This window comes from Campylobacter concisus (assembly GCF_003048675.2).
GTDB lineage: Bacteria > Campylobacterota > Campylobacteria > Campylobacterales > Campylobacteraceae > Campylobacter_A > Campylobacter_A concisus_F.
This window is the reverse complement of sequence record NZ_CP060707.1, coordinates 1,946,756-1,969,965: the sequence shown is the minus strand read 5'-3', so window position 1 is coordinate 1,969,965 and position 23,210 is coordinate 1,946,756. Positions and strand designations below refer to the sequence as shown.

Below are 23,210 nucleotides of genomic sequence, written 5' to 3'. Positions count from 1 at the left end.
TTCTTAAGTGTATTGTACCAAAGTACAATATAACTAAATTTTTTTCTTAGCTAAAATCTTGATATAGATCAATAAAATCCAAAGGGAGGCACTAAGATGCAAAAGTTAGGCGTTATCAAAAATATCCTAGGCGGTGAAGTCGTAGCTGTTGATAAAAGTGGCAACGAAAGAGTCTTGAAGGTGGGCGATAGCATTTTTGAAGGCGAAACGATAAAAGCTAATGGCTCTACAAAAGCAGTGATCGCAGCAAACGACGGCAAAGAGGTCAGCTTGCAAAATGGCGAAAGTCTGAGCCTAGACAAAGAGGCAAATGCACTTAGTGACAACCCAGAGATAGCCTCTATCCAAAAAGCCTTGCTAAACGGCGCAAACATCACAGACCTTGAAGAGACTGCAGCTGGTGGCAACCAAGGCGGTGGTAATGCTACTGGAGATGGCGTGAGTTTGGGAGCTGCAAGCTTTGCTGAGGGTGGCCACTACTCAAATATCAATGAAAACTATAGAAATTTAACCGATGCAAATAGAGCTTTTCAAACCCCAGAAAACTCAATAGGCGGCTATAATGATGCAGGCACAGATGCAGATACGACAACTCCTATCTCACCAGCTACACCTGTCACTCCAAGCACACCAAGCACTCCAGTAACGCCACCAACTCCGAGTACGCCAAGCACTCCTGGCGTCACTGTAACTCCAGGCACTCCTTCACCTGCTAATCCTCCAGTCATCACGCCTCGTCCTGGCGCAGTAGAGATCACTACTAGCATCGATCCTGCTACTAGCGAGGTAAGAGAGAGTGGCGCAGGAGCAAACGGCGAGGGCGGACACTATCTTGTTTATAAACTAGGTCTATCAGGCACTCCGGTAAGTCCAAGTGGCGAGACCACAGATCTAGGTTTAAATTTCCTCGGTGGCACTAGAGGAGAGGATTATTCAAACGTGGTTGAGTACTCAACTGACAATGGTGCGACATTTCATCCACTATCAGGCTACACGATAACTGGCGTAAATATAGAAGATATCTCAAAAGTGCAAGTAAGGATAAAGGTGCTTGACGATAACGGCCAAGACACCACAAAAGGTCCTTTGCATCACAACCAAAACGAGGGTGAGAACACTGGCCCTCAAGGCATGACTATCGACAATGTACAAAAAACTGATATGGTTGATAATTTTGCTGTATTTAAAGAGGGTGTAAAACTAAGTGTCACGCCAAGCAGTAGTTATCTGCTACCAACAACTAATGCAAATATGGCCGAAGGCAAAATAATAGATAATGACGACAACATCGAGCTAAATAAAGATATCAAAGGCAATATCGCAAACCATACAAATTTAAATACAAATGATGGTGATGATACGGTTAGCATAAAAGCAAATTTAGAAAATTTACACTTAGATACTGGCTCTGGTAACGACGTAGTAAATTTTGATAAAGAGGTTACTATTAGTGGCACAGCAAATAGCGGCTCAAACGCTAATAGTACAAGTATAGATCTTTATAGTGGCGATGATGTGGTAAATATCAATGCTGATCTAACCATGAACAAAGCTTCAATTAATCTTGGTGCAACAACAAATGATCCAAGCTACAACGCACATGATGCCTCAGGTACTAATGAGCTAAATATAAATGCAAATATTACCGGTGTAGGCTCTGACTGGAGAAATAAAAATACTGTTTCTATGGGTGATGGCGACGACACTGTAAATTTTAAAGATGGCGTAAAAGTTGAAAAAGTGTTTATAAATATGAACGCTGGAGAAAATACCGCCAAGGGAAGCCATGTGACCTTAGAAGATGTTCGCTTAGATACTGCAACTAGTTACACAAAAGCTGGCGAAACTAGTAATGTAGAATTTTCAGACTCTACATTTAGAAATGTAGAGATAAATTTTGGCGTAAATACCGCCGCAGACGTCAATCTTGGCGTGCAAAATGTAAAACTTACTAATATCATAGGAGATCACGTCACAGCTAATGCACAAGATTATCTTGAAGTAAAAGGCGGATCATATACTGGGGGCGCTAACTACTTTTCATCTAAAGATATCGTTATAGATGATATTACAGTAGATCAAGCTAGTATCGGTTCATTTAGCGGTGTCTCATCAGTTGCAAACATATCAAATTTAACAGCTACAAATAGGGTTGGCCTAAGATATGGAGACGGCGACGATACGATAAATTTAAATGGTGGTAACAACCTAAGCAAGGCTGACTCTTCAAGCTATGCCGATATAGATACCGGAAATGGCAACGATACTATAAATTTCACTGGTGAAAACAAATCCGGTGGCTTAAGTATAAATACAGATGATGGCAACGATACTATAACATTTGGTGCAGGCACTACACTTGGTGGTACTTATACGAGTAGCGATAATAACCTAGTTAGCCACTATGTTGGCGTAAGAATGGGCGCAGGAGACGATACGCTAAATATCGACAAGGGTGCTGTTCTTAAAAATGCTGGCATAGAAATGGGTGATGGTAATGACGTTGCAAATTTAAATGGCGGTCTAGAAAAAGCAGGGGGCGGTATGTATAGCCCTGGCGTAAGTGCTATTAACCTAGGTAGTGGCGATGACATCATACATATCGGCAAAGATGCGGTGGTTAATGATGATGCTATGACTTTTCTGGGTGGTGGTCATTTAGAGCATGACGGCATCATCATCCAAGGCGGTGAAGGTAACGATACGCTAGATATTGCTGGAAATATCGACTTTAGCAAGGTGGCCGGCTTTGAAAAAGTTAGCCTTGGCGGAAGCGCAAACAATGTAACGCTAAATTTAACTATAGATGATGTGCTAAATATCACTCGTGGAAATCTTAATAACACTCTTAGGATAGATGGCGAGGCGGGTGATCAAGTAGATATGTCAGCCTTTAGCAAAGGTGGGGTAAATTCTGAAGGGTATACAGAGTACTCAGCTACGTCTAATGGCACGACATTTACCATCGAGATAAAAGACGAAATAGTCTTACACTCTTAAATTTCATGCCCTAGTCTCCCAAAACTAGGGCAAATTCTTACAAAATTTCAAAATTTAGTACCATAGTACAATTTACAAAGCTCTTTTAAGATATTAAAATACGTTCAAAATTTTTTAGATAAGGAAGTAAAATGGCAACAAGGATAGGCGTTATAAAAAGCATCTCACAAGGAGCAAATGTAATCGCAACTGCAAAGGATGGCACACAAAGAGTGTTAAAAGTAGGCGATGAAATTTTTCTTGGTGAGACTATACAGACAACTGATTTTGACTCAAAAGTAGTCATAACTGCAAACGATGGTAAAGACATCGCGATCATCGGAAAAGATACCCTAAATTTAGACAAGAGCGTAGCTCACAACGATAGCTTTGGTGACGATAGCGTAGCTGATGTAAGCGCTATCCAAAAAGCACTTCTTGATGGTGCAAACATCACTGATCTTGAAGAGACTGCAGCTGGTGGTAACCAAGGTGGCAACGCTGGTGGAGACGGCGTAAGCTTAGGTGCTGCAAGCTTTGAAGAGGGCGGTCACTACTCAAACATCACTGATGATTATAGAAATTTACCTGACTCAAACAGAGCCTTTCAAACTCCAGAGAACTCAATCGGCGGCTACAATGACGGCAATGACGCAGGCGATGCAACTCCTGTGGCACCAGTAATACCTCCAATCAGCGTTGATATCAAAACTTTAACTGATGATCTTGGCACTATAACTGGTGATTATAGCTTAGACGCACCAAGCGTACCTCGCACAAATGATGCTACTCCAACCATAAGTGGCACAGTTGAGCCTACTGCTGTAAGAGCGGTTGTTAGCGTTCTTGACAAGAACGGACACGAAGTCTTTACAAAAACTCTAAATCCAAGCGACTATGCTGATGGTAAATTTAAATTTACAACTAACGAGTTAAGCGTAAATGGTAGCCATGATGGCGATTATGAAGTAAAAATAGTAGCAACTGGAAGAGACGGCAATACTGCAACCGATACTGGTAGCTTTGTGCTTGATACAGTTGCAAAAATAACTATAAACGTTGAAACTGAGATGAGCCTTGTAAAAGAGTCTGAGATGAGTAGCGGACTAAAAGGAAATTTCTGGTTTAACCATATCTATGAAGAAGGCGTAAGAGGTACTGAGCTAAGACCTTATGCCTTTAATAATACAACATACGCTCATAACGGTATGAAGCAAAATGATTTTGTCGAATACTATATGAATAACACCAAACCTTGGGCAAGCTTTAAAGCAAAAGAGCTAAATTTCCAACAAGGCAAAGGCGGCGATAGAGATAATGTTGATAGCGATGCTGGAACAGTCTCAGGCCTTGACGGCGCTCATAACAGCACATTTGTGCGCGGAGCAAGAGATCTTGACGGAAATTTAATAACTCCAAATAATGAGTGGGTAGCTCCAAATTTCAAAGCGCTTGAGTACTTTATCGACAACGCAAAAGGTAGCGATATTCATATCGTAAGAGATGCTCCTAATGGCAAAAACACAACAGCTGGTGCGATGATAAATTTAAAAGGCACTATGTATCTTGAGCCAGGGGATTATAAATTTGACGCAAAAGGCACTGATGATAGCGTAAGATTTAAGGTTGATGGCGTTACTATGGTTGATTATGACACTATCCACTCGGGAAATAGAGCCACAGTTACAACTTTACACGTTGATAAAGCAGGTTACTATGACTTTGATATGAGCTATGCAAACTATATCTTTTGGGGTAAGCTAAAACTAACAGTTTCAAAAGATGGCGGACCTGAGAGCATACTTGGCTCAGAGGCAAGTGGCATAAAACTAAATTCAACCGACTTTGACAGCTACGTAGATACAGTAACAAGAAATGTCTATAAAGTAACTCAAAAGATCACAGGAACTGTGGATAATGTAGAAGACGGACAGATCGTAACTGTCACATCAAGCACAGGCGAGAGCCATACAGCTAAAGTGGTAGATGGCAAATATGAAGTTGAGTTTAAAACAAGCGATCCAAAAGCAACATACACAGCTAAGGTTAGCGACCTTGTAGGCAACGAGGCGCAGGCAGAATCAACTAAGCTAAATGTCGCTAACACAGATCTGATAGACGCGACCGATGATGACGCAAGCAATGTAAGTGCAAATACAAATACAGGTATAAACGATGCAACTAAATATTATAAATATACAACTGATGACATCGCTCAAACTGATAAATTTTCATCTAATGCACCACTACCAGTACTAAGCGATAAGACTCCGACATTTACGGGCAGCATAGATAGCAGTGCAACTAAAGCGATCATTACTGTTCTTGATAAAAATGGACATAAGGTCTTTACAAAAGAGCTTAGCCAAAGCGAATTTTCAAATGGTAAATTTGAAGTCACATCTGATAACTTAGAGGATGGTAACTATAACATCAAAGCAACTGCAATATTCGCAAATGGCGACAAGAGCACGATAGTTAGCGAATTTGTAGTTGATAAAACACCAGTTACTATAGAAAACATCAAGATCATCGAAAATGATGGCGAGGGACTACACCATACGCTTAAATTTAATCTCAAAAACTATGAAGAGGGTGATAAGATTGAGAGTATAAAAATGGTAAGAGCTGACGGAACTACCGAGGTTATCTCTGTTGGTACTACTAAGCCAACTAATGGCGTGCTAAGCTTTGAGTACGATCACAAGATAAAACTAGGCGATAAGATAGAAGTTGAGATGACTGATAAAGCTGGTACAAAATATACTCATGTAAATGAAATTTTAGTTCCAACAATGACGCAGTTTGAAAACGGCAACGACACAACTACAAATGCAAATAACCGCTCAGCTGAGAAGTTGTGGGGTACTATGGAGATGAGCGAAGATGGCCTTAGAGCTGATGGCTCAAGGATCGTTTCAAACGACGCTATCCCATACCTAAGAGCTGTGATCCCAGAAGATGCAACAGCTGGTAATGCTAGCAATAATCAAACTGTAAGCGAGTTTTTAAATAGCGGCAGAGGCATAACATGGGGCACTGGCGATGTTAGATTTGTAGCAACCAACGTCGATAAAGGTGTTTCAAAAGATCTATTATCTCAATCGATAGAAAAACCAATAGGCAATGTAACGCCTGATCACTACAACAGACTTACAGGCTACAACAACAGACTTGATGCCGCTGGCAAAATGGCTGATGGTGTTTATGATGTATCTATAAAAGGCAAATACCAAGGTGGAGATGAGCTACTTTACAACTCTATCAGATTTACGATCGATGCAACAGCTGCAACGATAAATGACTCAAAATTACACTACGACGCAGCTGCAAATAAAACCACATGGAGTGGAAATTTAAGTGAAAATGGAGTTGGCGCAAGCTACACACTAAAAGAGCACTTTGAAGAGGCAGTAAAAGGCATAGCTCTAAAAGATAGCATCACGCTAAGAGGTGCTGATGGACACATCATAACTGCAAATTCTGTAACGCTTGATGATAATGGAAATTTCGAAGCAGTGTTTAACGGCGATGTAAAAGCAAGTGATGTCTATTTGCAAGTTTCTGATATCGCTAAAAATACAAGAGTAGTTGCAGAAAACAACAACGATAACGTTATCACAACAAGTGAAGGCAATGACATCATCAATGTTGGAAATGGCGATAACATCATACACGCAGGACGTGGTGAAAATGAAATTCGCACAGGCAATGGTAACAACGTAATCATCACTGGTGACAACAATGACGTCATAACCACAGGAAGTGGTAACGACTACATCGATGCTGGCAGAAGTGGCTATACTGGCATGAACAAAGGCGATCTAGTAAATGCTGGCGCTGGTAATGACAAAGTTGTATTTACCTTTGATAATCCAAGGGCAGCTCTATCTCAAAGCTTGGATGGCGGCACTGGCACAGATACGCTTATCATGCGTCCAGTGGCAAAGGATGGCACTATCGACTTTGATAAGATAGACAACAAATCTTTAACTAATGCGATCAAGAGTTTTGAAGAGATCCAACTTGGCATGGATGAGCATGGCAACGACAACCAAGATGTTAAGCTACTAAATTTAAAAGCGGATAATGTATTTAGCATCACTGATGATGTAAATACTATCTTAAAAATAAGTGGCGACAACAAAGATAGCGTTTCATTAAAAGGATTTACTGAAGCCACAGATCAAAGTGGTGTCCAAGCTGGATATACAAGATATGAGGGTCAAACAAGCACAGCTACTCCAACAACTATCTATATAGATGTCGATAACGATATAAACAAACAACTTGTATAAAATTTGGGCTTTTTAGCCCAAATTCTTCTTTTAAATTTCTATTTTTACTCCCAAAAAACGCTCTTAAAATCATCTTTGTACCAAAGTACAATATACAAATTTAATAAAAAACACTAGAATAAATCAAAAATAAAAGTAAGGAATAAAGATGGCAGCTATAGCCGGCAAGGTAAAAAGCGTCACATCTGATGTTATAGCGATAGATAAAAACGACCGTGTAAGAGTTCTAAACGTAGATGATGAGGTTTATATCGGAGAGAGTATAAAGGGAGAGAGCCAAAGTGCGAGCGTGACTATCACTGCAACAGATGGCAGCGATATATCGCTAAATGGATATGACACGATATGGCTTGATAGTAGCGTGGTGAGTGCTGATACAAGTGCTGAAAATAGCATCGATACTGACGCACTTTTTAGAGCGCTTCTTGGAGAAAACTACGCTGAGATACTTGATCAGATGAATGAAAAAGTAGAAGATATGTTTGCAAAAACGCAGCCAAATGAGGCTGAAAATAGTTCAAATAGCCTTGAGAGCAGTGAAAATTTAGCAGACAAGCATAGCGCAAATGATGAGATTTTATCTGACTCAAACGAGCTAAAAGTAGATAACTCTTACGAGCATGCAAATTTTGACGCAACTACGATATATATCGAGATCGATAACGATCTAAATAAACTTTCATAAAATTTGAGCCTCTTGGTTCAAATTTCTTATCCTAAAAATTAACTAATATCCCCTATAATAAGCCAAAATTTACAAAAGGAAAACGATGAAGAAAATTTTAATCATCGCAGGCTCATGCAATAGCGGTACAGCGGGGCTTCAGGCTGATATAAAGACATGCGCTAGGCTAAACTGCTATAGCGCAACGGCGGTCACTTCGCTAGTTGCTGAGACCACGGACGCGATAAAAAGCGTAGTTTGTCTTGAATCTAGCTTTGTTAAAGACCAGCTTAGTACGCTTGCGGAGGAATTTAGCTTTGATGCCATAAAGATCGGCATGCTCTTTAGCGAGGAGATAATGGACGTGGTGCATGAGTTTTTACTCACACAAAAGGCAAAAGTCGTGCTTGATCCAGTCTGCGTTTCAAAGAGCGGCCACAAGCTCATAAAAGATAGCGCAGTAGAAAAGCTAAAAGAACTAATGAAGCTTGCCGCCGTCGCCACGCCAAATTTGGACGAGGCAAATGTCCTTTTTGGTGGAAATTTTAAAGATCTGCCTTGCGATATCATCGTAAAAAAGCGAGTGAGCGAGGGCAATAGCATAGATACGCTTTATAGAAAAGATGCCTCACTGCAAAATTTCAAAACCCCACTTGCTAGCCCGCTTGTGATGAGTGGGACTGGTTGCACTTTCTCAACGGCGCTTGCTTGTTACCTTGCAAAGGGTAAGAGCTTAGAGGAGGCTATAGGGCTTTCAAAAGAGTATATCTGCTCCATTATAAAAGAGAGTATCGACACAAAGCTAGGCAAAAACCGCCTACTTTGGCACGGAGCGAAGTAAAATTATTCTCACAAGATCATGGTAGAATATGATGTTGTGAGGTTTTTAATGTTATAAGATTGCTATTTTAACTTTCTTATTATATAAGTAAAGTCATTTTCATTATTTATTAAATAATCTATACCGCTAGTTAAAATTATCTCAACTTTTTGATCTATCAAAATATATCTATCGTGAAAGCCATTTTGATACGGTGATATATTATTGGCTGAGTAGTCTTTTACAGTATAACTATTATGGATTTGTTTTATCGTAGTTTTTTGATCTTGATTTAATCCAAAGCATTCTAATGTTAGTCTTTTTTGAGGAATACACTGTTTTATAAAATTTTTAAAACTATTAAAATTACTACTTATAAATTTATCATAGATAACAATATAATTGGCACTTTCAAGCAATGCTTTAATATGTGCAATAGCTTTATCTCGTGATGATGATTTGAATGTACCGGTTAAATTATTTTCCAACTCATCACCATTTATATTTACATATGGAAAATCTTTTTTCGTATTTGATAAACAAATTTTATAGATAGTTTTTGAGAGCGCTTCAGGTAAGTCATAAGAGGTATAACCGCTTGATACTAATTTTGATTTTAAATCATCACCTAATATCTCAAGTTGTTTTCTTGTTGGTAGAATTTCAGGCTTATAATAATGCAAAAATTTCTCTATAGTATCATTATTTACTGATTCACCGTGTTTAAATTTGATAAATTCTTTTAACAAATCATCTTCGCAACACATAGAAAATACCATTACATTATCTCCAATAATTCACCAAGACTAACATCTAAAAAACCAGTAGGAAAATTGATTTTTTCGTTTTTAAAATTTACCAAATGCCCATTTTCATTTATATCAATTATTTCAAATTCTTTATTTGGATCATCTTTGTAAAAAAATCTCACATCATTGGCATTAAATTTTCTCTTATAAATCTCATACCTCAATTTGTGTAAAAAATATTCTGAGTGAGTTTCTATAATTAGCTGAACTTTATTTTTTGATACAATTTCTGCAAAAAAACTAGCCAAATTTGATATAGCTTTTGGATGTAGATGAATTTCTGGGTTCTCGATCATAAAGATATCATTTGGTTTTAACCATAAGGCAACAATTAGTATTCTTATGACATAACTTACACCAGTTCCAACATTAAAAGTAGAAAGAATATTTGAGGTAATAAGACTAGATTTATAACCTGCTTTTATATTTGAACCATCTATATCTTCCGTATAAAGCTCAATATCTAAATCTAAAATTTTTTTAATCCAATACTTAAGATTACCAGATAACGTTTCGTCATTATTATGATCTGCCACAAAACTTACAATTTGATCTTTATATTTTTGAAAAAAACCAAAAACATTTTTACCATTTATTCCAAATTTTATATTTTCGCTATAAGTTGCTATATCTTCTTGTCCTATACGATTAGAACTAATATAGTATAAATTATCTTCAAAAACTAAAGGAGATTTTTTATTTATAACCCAATTACTGTTACTATCACATTTTAATATGTATTCTCCATTGTCCATTTTTATTTGCAATGTAACTTCATTGCTGTTATTATTAAAATTTCTAATTTCTTGAAATTTTTTAACCTTTATTAATGCCTTTTCTAGTTCCGAATTTTGGTTAGAATAATAAGACAATAGTAAAATACTCTGCATTAATGTAGTTTTGCCAGATGAATTAGTCCCAGTAAATATAGTTAGCGGCTTTAATTCAATTTCTTGATTGTTTATACTTTTAAAGTTGCTAATTTTCATTTGTTGTATCATTGTAAACCCCTATAAATTTTTCTACACTATCGAATCTGAATTTAATATTATCTTTACTATCTATTCCATATGTAAACCTTTCTGGTTTGTCAAATTCTTGCGTCTTAAATTTCTCCAATTCTTCTTTGTCTATTTCTATATTTTTTTCCAAAGCCAGCATAAACATATATGTTATACACTCAAATAAACCCATGTTTATAGGTCTTTTTCTATTATTGCCATCTTTGTTCTTAAATCTAAAAACACTATCTCCATAGTTATCAGATATGTATTGCATTGTTTTATCAAATGCATCTTTTAAGTATTTTATTTCATCAAGAGTCTTTGTGTTGATATACTGCATGACATTTTTTAAAAAGTCATCAATGTCAGAATTAAAATCGATTTTTTTCCCAAATTTATCTGTTCTAAAAAAATAGAAAGCAACAAATCTAAGAATTAGATATCTATCTTTCATTGTGGTTGCATTTAGAGAATATCCTGTTGCTTGTTTAAAACTCTCTAGTTCACTCATTTCTTTTATAAGTTTAGTTGATGTTCCTTGATATAGAGCGTTTCTCATTTCTTGATTGTTTAATTTTGTTCCGCCCCTATTTAGTCTGTCAAATATATTAAATTTAACCCTCTCTGGTGCCGGAGGTAAAATAGTGTAAATGTCTAATTGGTAATCTTCTATTTTATTTTGTTCATATACTTCAAGGTCTTTAAAGTATTTATTATTTAAGGTTCTCAATATTTCTAATTTTTCTAGTTTAAAATTATTGTTTAAAAAATCTGCCATGCAAGTTAAACGTTGTCTTCCATCGACAACTTGTTTGATACCCTTTTCATCCTGAAATAAGTATATAACAGGTAATGGTATCCCCATCAGAATAGATTCTATTAGTTCACTTTTTTGTTTTAGGCCCCATCTCCCTTCGTCTCTTTGAAAATCTGGGTTTAATACAATATTGCCTTTTACAGGGTCATCGTATTTTCTTTTAAATTCAAAAACACTCATTCTTCCCTTATCTATTCTTATTTCCTTTAGTGGGTATACTGTTTCAATATTTTCTGGACCAAGACTGTCTTCGCCTTCAAAATCAAATAAATTATTATTATTCATAACTGTCCTTTATATAAAATTTTAATTATCGTATTTTTACGCCTCCAGTATCGCTCCGTTGCTTGCGTTTGTGACTAGTTTTTGATACTGCCTTAGCCAGCGAGAGGTTAGCGCTTTATCGACTGGTTTAAATTTAGCCCTGCGCTCAGCGATCTCGACTTCGCTTAGGCGAACGTTTATCTCGTATTTATCGACGTCTATATCGATGATGTCGCCATCTCGTAGCAAGCCTATCATGCCGCCTTCAGCTGCTTCTGGGCTTACGTGGCCGATGCTTAGACCCCTTGTCGCCCCGCTAAAGCGACCATCCGTGATGAGCGCTACGTCTGCGCCAAGTCCTCGTCCCATGATGAGTGAGGTAGGGCTTAGCATCTCTTGCATGCCTGGTCCTCCGCGTGGGCCTTCGTAGCGGATGACGACGACGTCGCCTTTATCTACTTTACCGCTTGAAATTCCAGCGATGGCTTCATCTTGTGAGTTAAAGCAGACTGCTTTGCCACTAAATTTACGCTCACCAACGATGCCGGCCGTCTTGATGACACAGCCTTGCTCGGCTAAATTTCCAAACAAAATGGCAAGTCCGCCAACTTGAGAATAGGCATTTTCCACCTTGTGGATGACGCTTTCGTCTTTTATGTCGCTAGATTTTACGCGCTCGCCCAAAGTTTCGCCGCTAACTGTTAGGTTGTCTAAATTTAGCATGCCATGATCTCTGCGTGAAATTTCTTTTATCACCGCATTCATACCGCCAGCTCTGCCGACGTCCTCCATGTGCACGTTTGGCAAGCTTGGGCTGATCTTAGCGATGTGAGCGATGTTTTGACTGATCTTATTTAGCTCTTTTATGTCTAAATTTACGCCAGCTTCTCTTGAGATGGCTAGCATGTGAAGGACGGTGTTGCTGCTACCACCCATCGCCATATCAACGACAAGTGCGTTGCGGATCGCCTTTTCATTTAGTATGTTTCTTATCTTAAATTTCTCATCAAGGGCGATCTGGCAAATTCTTCGAGCAGCCTGCCTGATGAGCTCCTCACGCTCTGGAGTAAGTGCTAGGATAGTGCCGTTGCCAGGGAGCGCTATGCCCATCGCTTCGCAAAGCGTGTTCATAGAATTTGCCGTAAACATACCGCTGCAGCTGCCGCCACTTGGACATGCGTTGCACTCGATATCTCTTAGCTCAGCCTCGTCTATCTCTTTGGTCTCAAATTTGCCAACCGCCTCAAACGCAGTCGCAAGATCGATCGGCCTGCCATCTTTTGTATGGCCTTTTTTCATAGGGCCGCCGCTTACGAAAATGGTCGGGACATTGACCCTTAAAGCGCCCATAACCATGCCAGGGACGATCTTGTCGCAGTTTGGCATACAAACAAGCGCGTCAAGTGCGTGCGCGTTCATCACAGTCTCAATAGAATTTGCGATGATCTCGCGGCTAGGCAAGCTATATAGCATGCCCTTATGCCCCATCGCTATGCCATCATCCACGCCGATGCAGTTAAACTCAAACGGCACACAGCCATTTTTGCGAATTTCATCTTTTAAAATTTGAGCGTATTTGTTTAAGAAAAAGTGCCCCGGGATGATCTCTATAAAGCTGTTTGCAACGCCGATAAATGGCTTAGCAAAGTCCTCGTCTTTTAGCCCAGTCGCACGTAAAAGTGAGCGGTGTGGGGCTCTTGTGTAGCCTTTTTTGATTATATCGCTTCTCAAATTTGATCCTTTTTTTAAAATTTGAGAGGATTTTATCACATCTAAAGTATCAAAAATTTTAAAAGTTTTTACAAAATTTAAAAGAAAATTTTTAATAAGTTTTATAACGCAAATAACACGTTAAATTTAACTCTCTCTTAAAAGATAAGACAGATAAAATGAAATTTGCCTCATTTTGATCAAAATAATATATAAATTGATAACATAAAATTGTCATATATGTGTCATAAATGCCGAATTTAAGGGCCTTATTGTACCTGAGTACAATATACATGAATTATAAAATTCATTAAAATGCGAGGAAAAATTTAACAAGGATGAACATGGCAGCAAAACTAGGAAGTATAAAATCAATTTCAGGTCAAACTGAAGTGATCGCAGTTGATAAAAGTGGAAATGAGAGAATTTTAAAAGTTGGCGATAGCTTGTACGAGGGCGAGAGTATAAAGACAACTTCAGCTGATGCGAAGGTAGTCATCGTTGCAAATGACGGCAAGGAGGTCTCAGTAGTAGGCGAAGATACTATCTCGCTCGATCCAAAAGAGGCGGCAAGCGCACAAAGTGCTAACCCAGAGATCGCAGCGCTTCAAAACGCTCTTTTAAATGGTGCAAACATCACAGATCTTGAAGAGACAGCAGCTGGTGGTAACGCAGCAGCTGGTGGAGCTGGCGGAGATGGCGTAAGTCTAGGCGCTGCTAGCTTTGCTGAGGGTGGCCACTACGCAAATATCAATGAAAATTTTAGAAATTTAACCGATGCAAACAGAGCTTTTGACTCTTTTAATAGCCCAATCGGCGGTTATGCTGATAATAACGACAATAGCGAGGGCGATAGTGTTGCACCGCAAAACCCAACAAACCCAACAACCCCTGTAACACCGGTCACTCCAGTTACTCCAGCAACGCCTGCAACCCCTGTTGCGCTAAGCGTATCGCTTGATGGTAACGGCGAGGCAAGAGAGGCAACTCCAAACGAGTATCTAGTCTATAATCTCGGCCTATCAGCTGCTACAAGTTCAACTACACCTACTGATCTAACGCTAAATTTAAGCGGTGCAAGTGCAGGCAGAGACTACTCAAACGCTATGGAGTACTCACTTGATGGTGGACATAGCTGGACAGCGATACAAAATGGCGGCACGATAAGCGGCGTCGCGCCAAGCGATATCGCAAATGTAAAGGTTAGAGTGCAGGTTGTTGACGACTACGGTCAAACAGCAGGTAATCAAAACGAGGGCACAAGTAGCGAGGATCTAGGCGCAAATATCGCTCCTGGCATAAATGGCTATGGTGTTTATAAAGAGGGCGTAACTCTTAGCGTGACTACAAATAACGCTGCTATCACATCTGGCGAGGCTGAGGGCAAGATCATTGATAATGATGACAATATAAATATCACAGAAAATATAGATGCATCTACAGAGGGCTTAAATCCTGCTCTTGTAAATTCTGACCCAGATAATGGCAACACTATGAAAACTATCATCGATACAAAAGATGGTGATGATACGATAACTATAAAAGAGGAAGTCTATTTTTCAAGTGGGTTATATGATCTAAAAGAAAATGCCAATGATGTTATAAAAATGGGCGATGGCGACGATGTGTTTAATACTGGAAAAGATGCTGTTGTAGAAAACACTAGGATAGACCTTGGAAACGCTGGCGGAGAGAAAAATCAAGATACACTCAATATAAACGGAACTGTTATAACAGATACAAGATTTACAAGCCACGATGGCAATGATGTATTTACTATAAAAGATGATTCTGGTCCAAGCCTTAGTAGTACGATTTTAGACAATGTCTTGTTTAAAACAGGAAGTGGCAACGACACTGTAAATATCGAAAAAAGTGATAATCATCAGCTTATAAAAAATACCAAAATAGACACTGGTGCTGATAACGACACCGTAAATATTAAAAGCGATATGTATGCTTACGTTACTAATAACGGAACAACTGACGAGACTGAGTATGCAGGAAGCAGAACTGATAGCTTTATAAAAACAGGCGAGGGCGACGACACTATAAATGTAACTGACGCAAGTATCAGGAGAGTTGATATCGATACTGGCGACTCAGACACGGGCGATATGCTAAATTTCATCAGTGCAGGCATATATAACTCTGAAATAAAAAGTGGCAATGGCAATGATAAGATCGTACTTCAAGATACTAAAGCAGATGTCATGGATATCTACACAGGTGAGGGCGATGATAGCCTAACTATCAAAGGTAGCACTGAAATAAAAAATAATAGCGCCGTACATAATGACCCTATAAGCTCACCAGCTCACGTGGCAAATCCAGTAGCTAATCAAGCTGGAATTCACTCAAACTACATAGAGATGGGCAAAGGTCGCGATACACTAACTATCGAAAGAGGCGCTGAAATTTCAAACACTAAGATAAACACTAGCTCAGCTGATGCTGGAGTAAGTGACGATAGAGACAGCGTAGATGTTACTGGCGCTAAATTTAACAACGCTGCCATTGAGACTGGATATGGCGATGATGTGATAAATTTAAAAGATGTCACCATGATCTCAAATGATGGATTTAGCACATATATCGGCGCAGGCGGCGGAAATGACACTATTAACGTCTCTGGAAATAGCTCATTTGACAAGGCTATCATCTACACAAATGGCGGAGATGACCGTGTAAATGTCGATGGTGATGTTTCTATGGTGGATTCAAACATTATGCTTGAAAATGGCAACGTAACGCTAAATGTCGCAAGAGCTACTGGTCTAGTTGATACAAACATAGAGGGTGCAGGCGTTGGAAATGCTGGCGTAAAAACCGTAACTATCGATAACGCTGAGCTTAGAAGGGTCACCATAAATACCGCAGATGACGGCGATAGCGTGACTATCGGAGCTGGCACTCATGACAACACCGATGTTAAAATTTTCACTCAAGGTGGAGACGATACGATAAATATAAACGCTGATCTAACTGGCACATCAAGTGTAAATTTAAGTCCAGCTGCAGGCGAAGCTGCGCATGACTACGATACATCAAACATCAACTCAGGCAAAGGCAACGACACTATCAATATAGCTGATAACGTGACACTAACTAACACCTACCTTTCAGGTGGCGACGGCAATGACTTAGTCGATCTTGGCAAGGATGTAAGCCTAAATGGCACTGCTATAAATGGAGGCGATGGCATAGATACGCTAAAAGTTCATGACGCATCATTTAATACGACAAATGCTGGCAAGATAAGTGGTTTTGAGGTGCTTGATATGTCAGACGCAGATAAGGAATTTACATTCCACCATGCTTCAGATATCGCAAATTTCATAAAAAATGTTGGTGGTGAAGGTGCAACATCGCTGATCGTAAAAGGGGTAAAAGGTGTTGGTACATTTACAGAGGGTTCATCTGAAGTAGCAGATGCTTCTACTGAAATTAGCAACGGATATGTATATAGCGTAAATGAAGGCGGTCAGACATTTACGCTTACTATACAAAATGTCAATGTAAATGAATTAATGTAAAATTTAGACCCATTTTTTGGGTCTAAACTCCCCTTGCTTCATTTAATAAAATTTTTTATACAAAAAGCCTAAATTTAGGCATTTCTTTTGATAATCAATATAATTTATATTTCAATGTGATTTAAAAACGCTTATTAAAATCCAAAAGTCAATTTTTTAAGAAAGGATTAATATGAGCGTAGAAGTAGCCGACAAAGAGGGGTTAAATTTAAGCGGTGGCGTGAGCCAAAATGGCGGGCAAAACGACCCTTACGTGAGGATCATAGAGGAGGTAAAGTCGCTTGAGATACTTGAGCCCAAGAATTTTCTTGCTGAGCTATACGGACGAAGGGTGGCAGATGCGAGGCCAAAAGCGCAGGATCAAATTTTAAACATCGCAGACGCAACCACGAGTGCAAACGATGTGCGTTTTGACAATGGCAACGACATAGTCGATATGACAAGATCTATCGTAAATGATGCTAAGATAGACGCAGGAGATGGCGATAATAAGCTAAGAATTCACGATAATATCGAGGTTAGAGGGCTGAGATTTGACGCTGGAGCTGGCAATGACGAGATAGAGATAAGAAACAATGTTGGCATAAAAGATCATACGCTTTTATACACAAATGACGGCGATGATAGCGTGAAAATTTATGGTGCGACGATGGAAAATGCTGCCATTCATACAGGTCTAAATAACGACATTATAGACATCCAAAGATCTGAGATCAAAAACGGCGCAGATATAAGGCTTGGCGGAGGAAATGACACTATAAATACCGACTGGGTGGGCTTTTTTGGTGATACGAAAATTTCTCTTTCTAGCTTTACTAGTCCAAACGAAGTAGATACGCTAAATATGGACAACACTATCTTTAACGGACACACTACGATCGAAGCGAATGATGGCGAAAAGACCACTATGAATATAAAAGTGTGCGGTGGAGACGGCGAGATAGATATAAAAGGCTCGCATGCAAATTTAGACCACACACCGCTTTTTGATATGAATTTTCTTGGGCCAAAATTTATGGGTGACGTTAAATTTGACGGCAGAAACAACAAGGTCAATATGCATATAGACGACTCAGAATTTCATGGTAAAAATAACGAATTTTACTTCTCAGATAATCAAAACGATACTTTAAATGTGACATCAGCTATCATAAAAAATTCTAAATTTTATCTAGGTGGTGGTGACGATACAGTTAGTTTAACTATGACAAGAACAGATATAGATAATAATACTCAAATATTTGGTGGCAAGGGATATGATACGCTTGTACTTGATAATAATATCGACTTCTCAAAGGTCTCTGGCTTTGAAGAATTAAAAGTAACGAGCGGTGCTTATGTGACATTAAATGGCAATGATGTGGCTCATTTGAGTGACATTTTAGATAATGGCTCTAATATAGTTAAATTTAGTGAAGCCCATGGCACTGTAAAACTTAATGGTTTTAGCGAAACTAGCGGAGCAGAAAATGGCTACCACAGATATGAAAGTGCCTATAATACGCACTTAGCAGACGGTAGCGAGCATCAAGGCACAGTCTATATAGATATAAAAGAGGACATTCACGTCGATCTTTAAATTTTTAGATCCCTCTTGGGATCTTATTTAAATTTATCAAAAATTTAATTTTTAAAAACCACTGCAACAGCGTAATCTTAAGAATTAACATCATATTTACATTACTTTATATTTAAAAGAAATATTTATAATGTGTCAAATTGATTTTAAAGGAGGCAGCGATGGCTGTTAAAGTAGGTGTTATCAAAAACATTCTTGGCTCCAAGGAAGTAGTAGTTATAGACAAAAATGGCAACGAAAGAGTTGTTGTCGCGGGAGATAGTTTATACGAGGGCGATGTCGTTAAAGCAAACGGCGCAAAGGTAACTATCGCATCAAACGACGGCAAAGAGTTTGAGCTAAAAGATGGCGAAACTCTAAATTTAAATAACGACCTTAGCTCAGACAAAGAGGTAGCAGCTATACAAAAAGCCCTTTTAAAAGGTGAAAATTTAGCAAATCTCGAAGAGAGTGCCGCTGGTGGCAATAGCGGTGGCAGAGGCGGTGATGGCGTGAGCCTTGGCGAGACAAGGTTTGAGCATGGCGGTCATGAAAGCTCTGATGTATCAGCTAGCTTTAGATCACTTTCAGATACTTTTGGTGCTGTAAAACTAACTAACCAAGAGGTAAAAGGTGGCGGTAGTGATGTTTTTGATGGTTCAGATAGTGATATAAATTCTGCCATTGCACCTGTAGCCCCAGTTGAGCCATCACAACCAGAAAATCCAGCTCCAACTCCGCAGCCTAAACCGGTTGAGCCAGTTGAACCAAAACCAGAACCAAAACCAGAGCCAACTCCAGAACCAACCCCTAAACCAGAACCGACACCTGATCCAAAACCAGAACCTAAGCCAGAGCCTAAACCTGAACCAACTCCAGAACCAAAACCTGACGAGAGCAAAGATATAGTTAAAAATATCTCAGTTGAAAACAAGTCAGAATTTGGCTACGAAAAGAGCTCAGACCCAAGAAGCTCAAATGACAAATCATACCTAGAGTACAACCTAAAAGGCGAAGTAGCGGAGGCTGATGCTGATAAAAAGGTAGATGTGACGCTTAAATTTGGCGGAGAGGCAACTGCTGGCAAAGACTATGAAAATGCAGAGTACTCGCTAGATGGCGGTAAAACTTGGCAAAAGCTAGATGATAGCGGCGTGATAAAAGATGTAAGAGCTGGCGATATAAATAAAGTAAGCGTGCGTGTTGAAGTGACAAACGATCACGACCAAAATGAAGGCACACTTGATCCATCGGAGAAAATTTTCACAGATGCAGATAAGGGCGTAGAAAATAATGGCTACTTTAAAGAGAGCGTTTCGCTAGAAGTTAGCATAGGTGGCTTAAAAGCATCAAATAGCGAAAAAATCGTAGATAATGATCATGATATCACTGTAAATAACCAGTTTAATAATGATAAATCTTTTGACGTTACATTTAAAGACAATGGCGACAATACGCTAAATTTCAAAGATGCGACGATAAACCACAAAGCTGGTGACGTGGCTAGCACTATAGTCTTTGGCGATGGCAGCTATCTTAATGAAGGTAAAGATACCATCAATGCCGATAACTCAAATTTAAACTGGCTAAATATCAACACCCAAGGCGGAGATGACACTATAAATATAAATGGTGGAAGACACGAGAGACTTCACGTCGAAACTGGTGCAGGCAACGACACTGTAAATTTAAACGGCGGAACTTACATAGGCACCGATCCCTATCAAAGTGGCTTCACGCTTGATAGCGGAAACGATGTATTAAATTTAAATGGTACAAAAGATGATCATGTAAAAATGACAGATATGTACCTAAGAACTGGCTCAGGCGAGAAAGATGAGATAAATATCAAATACGCTGATATCGACTCAACATATAAAAATTCTGCCAACCACATCATCGCCGAATCAAAAAACAATACCGTAAATGTTGAAAACTCAACTTTAAAGGGCATCAACATAGGTACAGAGACAAACACAGGCACCGACGTAAATAGAAATCCACTAAATTTCGATCTAAATTTAAAATCATCTACCCTTGATGATGTAAATCTTAACACTATCTACAAAACTCACGTAGTAGTTGAAGATACAAAGATAAATGGCAGCTACCCAGAAAATGCCACAAAGTGGAATTTTGCAGATACAGATGATACTTTAGAGCTAAGATCAGGTACATTAAACGATATGACTGTTAATCTTGGCAACGGCGAAGATAAAGTCGTCGTCTCAAAAGCTATGAAGCTTGATGGCTACACTGCGATAAATGGTGGCACTAGCTATGAGACCGATACACTTGTTATTGATGGCAATGTTGATTTTAATAAATTTAAGAGCTTTGAAGAGCTACAAGTGACTGGCAACGAGAAGGTCAGCCTAAAACGAGAAGAGCTATATGATATGCTTGACATTAAAAATAATGATAGCAAACATATCTTGGCAGTTACAGAAGCAGCTGGCGGAGTAGAGCTAGCAGGCTTTAAGCTTTCAGAGTATGGAAGAGGTTTAAAAGAAGGCTTTACAAGATATGAGGCCGACTTTGGTTTTCAAGAAAACGGTAGATCTTATACGGAGAAAGGCTATATAGATGTAAAAAATGGTATCAATGTCGATCTTGGTGCTAAGCCAGAGCCTACTCCTGTTGAGCCAGTTGAGCCTGTAAATCCAGCCCCACAACCTGAGCCTCAGCCAGAACCTAAACCTGAGCCAAAACCTGAGCCAACTCCACAGCCAACGCCTGATCCAGAGCCAGAATATATACATGAATATGACTCAAAATATGTAAAAAACATAGGCATATATGGCAAACAAGGCTTTAATATCGAAGACCCTGAAATAACGAATATGTGGGAACATAACAATTTAATATTTGAGCTAAGGGGTGATGTAGCAGAGGCCGATGTGGATCAAAAAATCGATGTGAAGCTTAAATTTAGTGGCGAGGCGACTTACGGCAAAGACTACGATAAAATTCAGTACTCAATAGGCGGGAAAGAGTGGATAGATCTAGATAGTAGCGGTATCATAAAAGGTCTAAGAGCGGGCGATATCAACAAAGTAGTTGTTCGTGCAAATGTAATAGATGATAAAGAGCTAAATGAAGGCAAGCTTTTATCTGAAGATGAAGATAGTGGAATATTTTATTATCAATGGGATAAAGAAAAGTTATTTAAAGATGCAGATAAGGGCGTTGAAAACAATCACTACTACAGCGAGAGTGTGATCTTAGAATTTAGTATAGATAACGCTAAATATACGTATAATGGTGGTATCATAGATAATGACCATATAACAACTGTAAATAGCGAATTTCACAACGACAAACGCTTTGATGTAGATTTTCGTGAGAATGGAGATAATGTCTTAAATTTCAACAATGCAACCGTAAGTCATAAAGAAGGAGAAGATCCTAGTAAGATCTATTTTAGTGAAGTATATAGTAACTCTGGAGACACTGAGGTCAATATCAATAGTTCAAATTTAAATTGGCTTGATATTAGAACTAATACTGGAAAAGATAAGGTTGAAATCAATAACTCAAATTTAAATAATGTCACTATCGACACCCGTAACGAGAACGATACTATAAATATAAATGGCGGAACACACGAAAAAGTTGAGATCAATGCAGGCTTTGGCAATGACGTCATAAATATAAATGGTGGCGTTTTTAACAAAGAGACCATCTATCTTGGCGTTAAGAGCGATATCTTAAATATAACAGGTACAAAAGCTGATCATGTAAAAATGACAGATATTGACATAAGCACTAATACTAATAAGCTTAATGGTGCCATACAATGGGTTGGTAATGAATTAATTAAAGGCGATGAAGACGTTATAAATATCAAATACACTGACATTAACTCAACAACATCAGCAGAAAAAAGTGCGATCTATGCAGGATCATCAAAAGGTACTATAAATATAGATAGCTCAAACCTTGATAATGTAGAACTAAATGGAGGCAGTAGAGTCCCTTCATTTGGAGAAACTTATCATACAGATATAAATTTAAAGTCATCTACCCTAAAAGATGTAGATATCATGGCTTATATAAATGAAATGCATGTGGTAGTTGAAGATACTCACGCATCAGCTAGTGGTTTGCCAGCTGAACACCATGCGAACTGGATTTTGAGTGGACATGAAAATGCAAAAGATTATTTGGAGCTAAGATCTGGAAGCTTAACTAATATTAAAATAGATCTATCGGATGGCAGTGATAGTGTCTTTATATCTAAAGATATGAAGCTTGAGGGTGGCACTAGCATTCTTGGTGGATACTCAGACAATAGAAGTCGCTATGATCACGATACGCTTTTGGTTGATGGTCAGATAGACTTTACAAAGGTTAAGAGCTTTGAAGAGTTAAAGGTTACTAGCAATGAAAAGGTCACTCTAAAAGCTCTTGATATAGCTGATATGCTCGATGTCGGACACGAACATAGTAATAATTTGCTTCAAATAACCGAGGCAAGTGGCGGAGTAAAACTTGAAGGCTTTAGTAAATCTGCTGCTAACGCAGTAGAGGGCTTTGAAAGATATGAGGCGAATTACGGCACAACTACAGCTTATATCGATGTAAAAGAAAACATCCACGTCGATCTTTAAAATTTAGACCCTTTTTGGGTCTAAATTCTCTCTGAACTAATCTAAATTTTTAACTTTAAATTTAAAAGTATTTACAAAGCATTACTTAATGTAATTTTATTGTCAATTCTTATTTAAAAAAATTTATTATAATCTTGA

At 38.6% G+C, this 23,210-nt stretch carries 11 protein-coding genes; 7 read left to right on the top strand and 4 right to left on the bottom strand.

Going from position 1 to position 23,210, the window contains the following annotated elements; translation table 11 throughout:
- Positions 1-96 precede the first annotated feature (96 nt).
- From CVT00_RS09800 to CVT00_RS09785, 4 genes are all read left to right on the top strand, one after another.
- Entirely contained in the window at positions 97-3,000 is a 2,904-nt protein-coding gene (locus CVT00_RS09800) for a retention module-containing protein (protein ID WP_107915204.1), read from the top strand.
- Positions 3,001-3,131: 131 nt separating this feature from the next.
- Complete coding sequence (locus tag CVT00_RS09795) at positions 3,132-7,277, top strand: Ig-like domain-containing protein (protein ID WP_107915206.1); 4,146 nt, start codon at positions 3,132-3,134, stop codon at positions 7,275-7,277.
- A gap of 148 nt (positions 7,278-7,425) precedes the next feature.
- Positions 7,426-7,962 (top strand): hypothetical protein, encoded by a 537-nt coding sequence (locus CVT00_RS09790; RefSeq protein WP_107915208.1) that lies wholly within the window; start codon positions 7,426-7,428, stop codon positions 7,960-7,962.
- 85 nt (positions 7,963-8,047) lie between these two features.
- Positions 8,048-8,782 carry a hydroxymethylpyrimidine/phosphomethylpyrimidine kinase gene (locus CVT00_RS09785; RefSeq protein WP_103557751.1) on the top strand — a complete coding sequence of 245 codons (735 nt, stop codon included), beginning with the start codon at positions 8,048-8,050 and terminating at the stop codon, positions 8,780-8,782.
- Positions 8,783-8,844: 62 nt separating this feature from the next.
- On the opposite strand, the gene CVT00_RS09780 is transcribed toward CVT00_RS09785, so the two are convergent.
- From CVT00_RS09780 to ilvD, 4 genes are read right to left on the bottom strand one after another with little or no spacing between them, the layout of a single operon-like run.
- Complete coding sequence (locus tag CVT00_RS09780) at positions 8,845-9,540, bottom strand: hypothetical protein (RefSeq protein ID WP_103557752.1); 696 nt, start codon at positions 9,538-9,540, stop codon at positions 8,845-8,847.
- Complete coding sequence (locus CVT00_RS09775; RefSeq protein WP_103557753.1) at positions 9,540-10,571, bottom strand: AAA family ATPase; 1,032 nt, start codon at positions 10,569-10,571, stop codon at positions 9,540-9,542. The genes CVT00_RS09780 and CVT00_RS09775 overlap by 1 nt, the downstream gene beginning before the upstream one ends.
- Positions 10,549-11,676, bottom strand: coding sequence for a DUF262 domain-containing protein (locus tag CVT00_RS09770; protein ID WP_103557754.1), 1,128 nt, complete (start codon positions 11,674-11,676; stop codon positions 10,549-10,551). The genes CVT00_RS09775 and CVT00_RS09770 overlap by 23 nt, the downstream gene beginning before the upstream one ends.
- Before the next feature lie 36 nt (positions 11,677-11,712).
- Positions 11,713-13,386, bottom strand: a complete 1,674-nt coding sequence (gene ilvD / locus CVT00_RS09765; RefSeq protein WP_103557755.1) for a dihydroxy-acid dehydratase — start codon at positions 13,384-13,386, stop codon at positions 11,713-11,715.
- A 323-nt stretch (positions 13,387-13,709) separates the two neighbouring features.
- Here ilvD and CVT00_RS09760 point away from each other — a divergent pair, with 323 nt between their 5' ends.
- The 3 genes from CVT00_RS09760 to CVT00_RS09750 all read left to right on the top strand — a co-directional run bounded on the left by CVT00_RS09760 (position 13,710) and on the right by CVT00_RS09750 (position 23,072).
- Positions 13,710-16,901 (top strand): retention module-containing protein, encoded by a 3,192-nt coding sequence (locus CVT00_RS09760; protein ID WP_107915209.1) that lies wholly within the window; start codon positions 13,710-13,712, stop codon positions 16,899-16,901.
- Positions 16,902-17,073: 172 nt separating this feature from the next.
- A complete protein-coding gene (locus CVT00_RS09755; RefSeq protein WP_103557757.1) occupies positions 17,074-18,480 on the top strand; it encodes a hypothetical protein in 1,407 nt (468 codons plus the stop codon).
- 161 nt (positions 18,481-18,641) lie between these two features.
- Positions 18,642-23,072 (top strand): hypothetical protein, encoded by a 4,431-nt coding sequence (locus CVT00_RS09750; protein WP_196376855.1) that lies wholly within the window; start codon positions 18,642-18,644, stop codon positions 23,070-23,072.
- Positions 23,073-23,210: the final 138 nt, after the last annotated feature.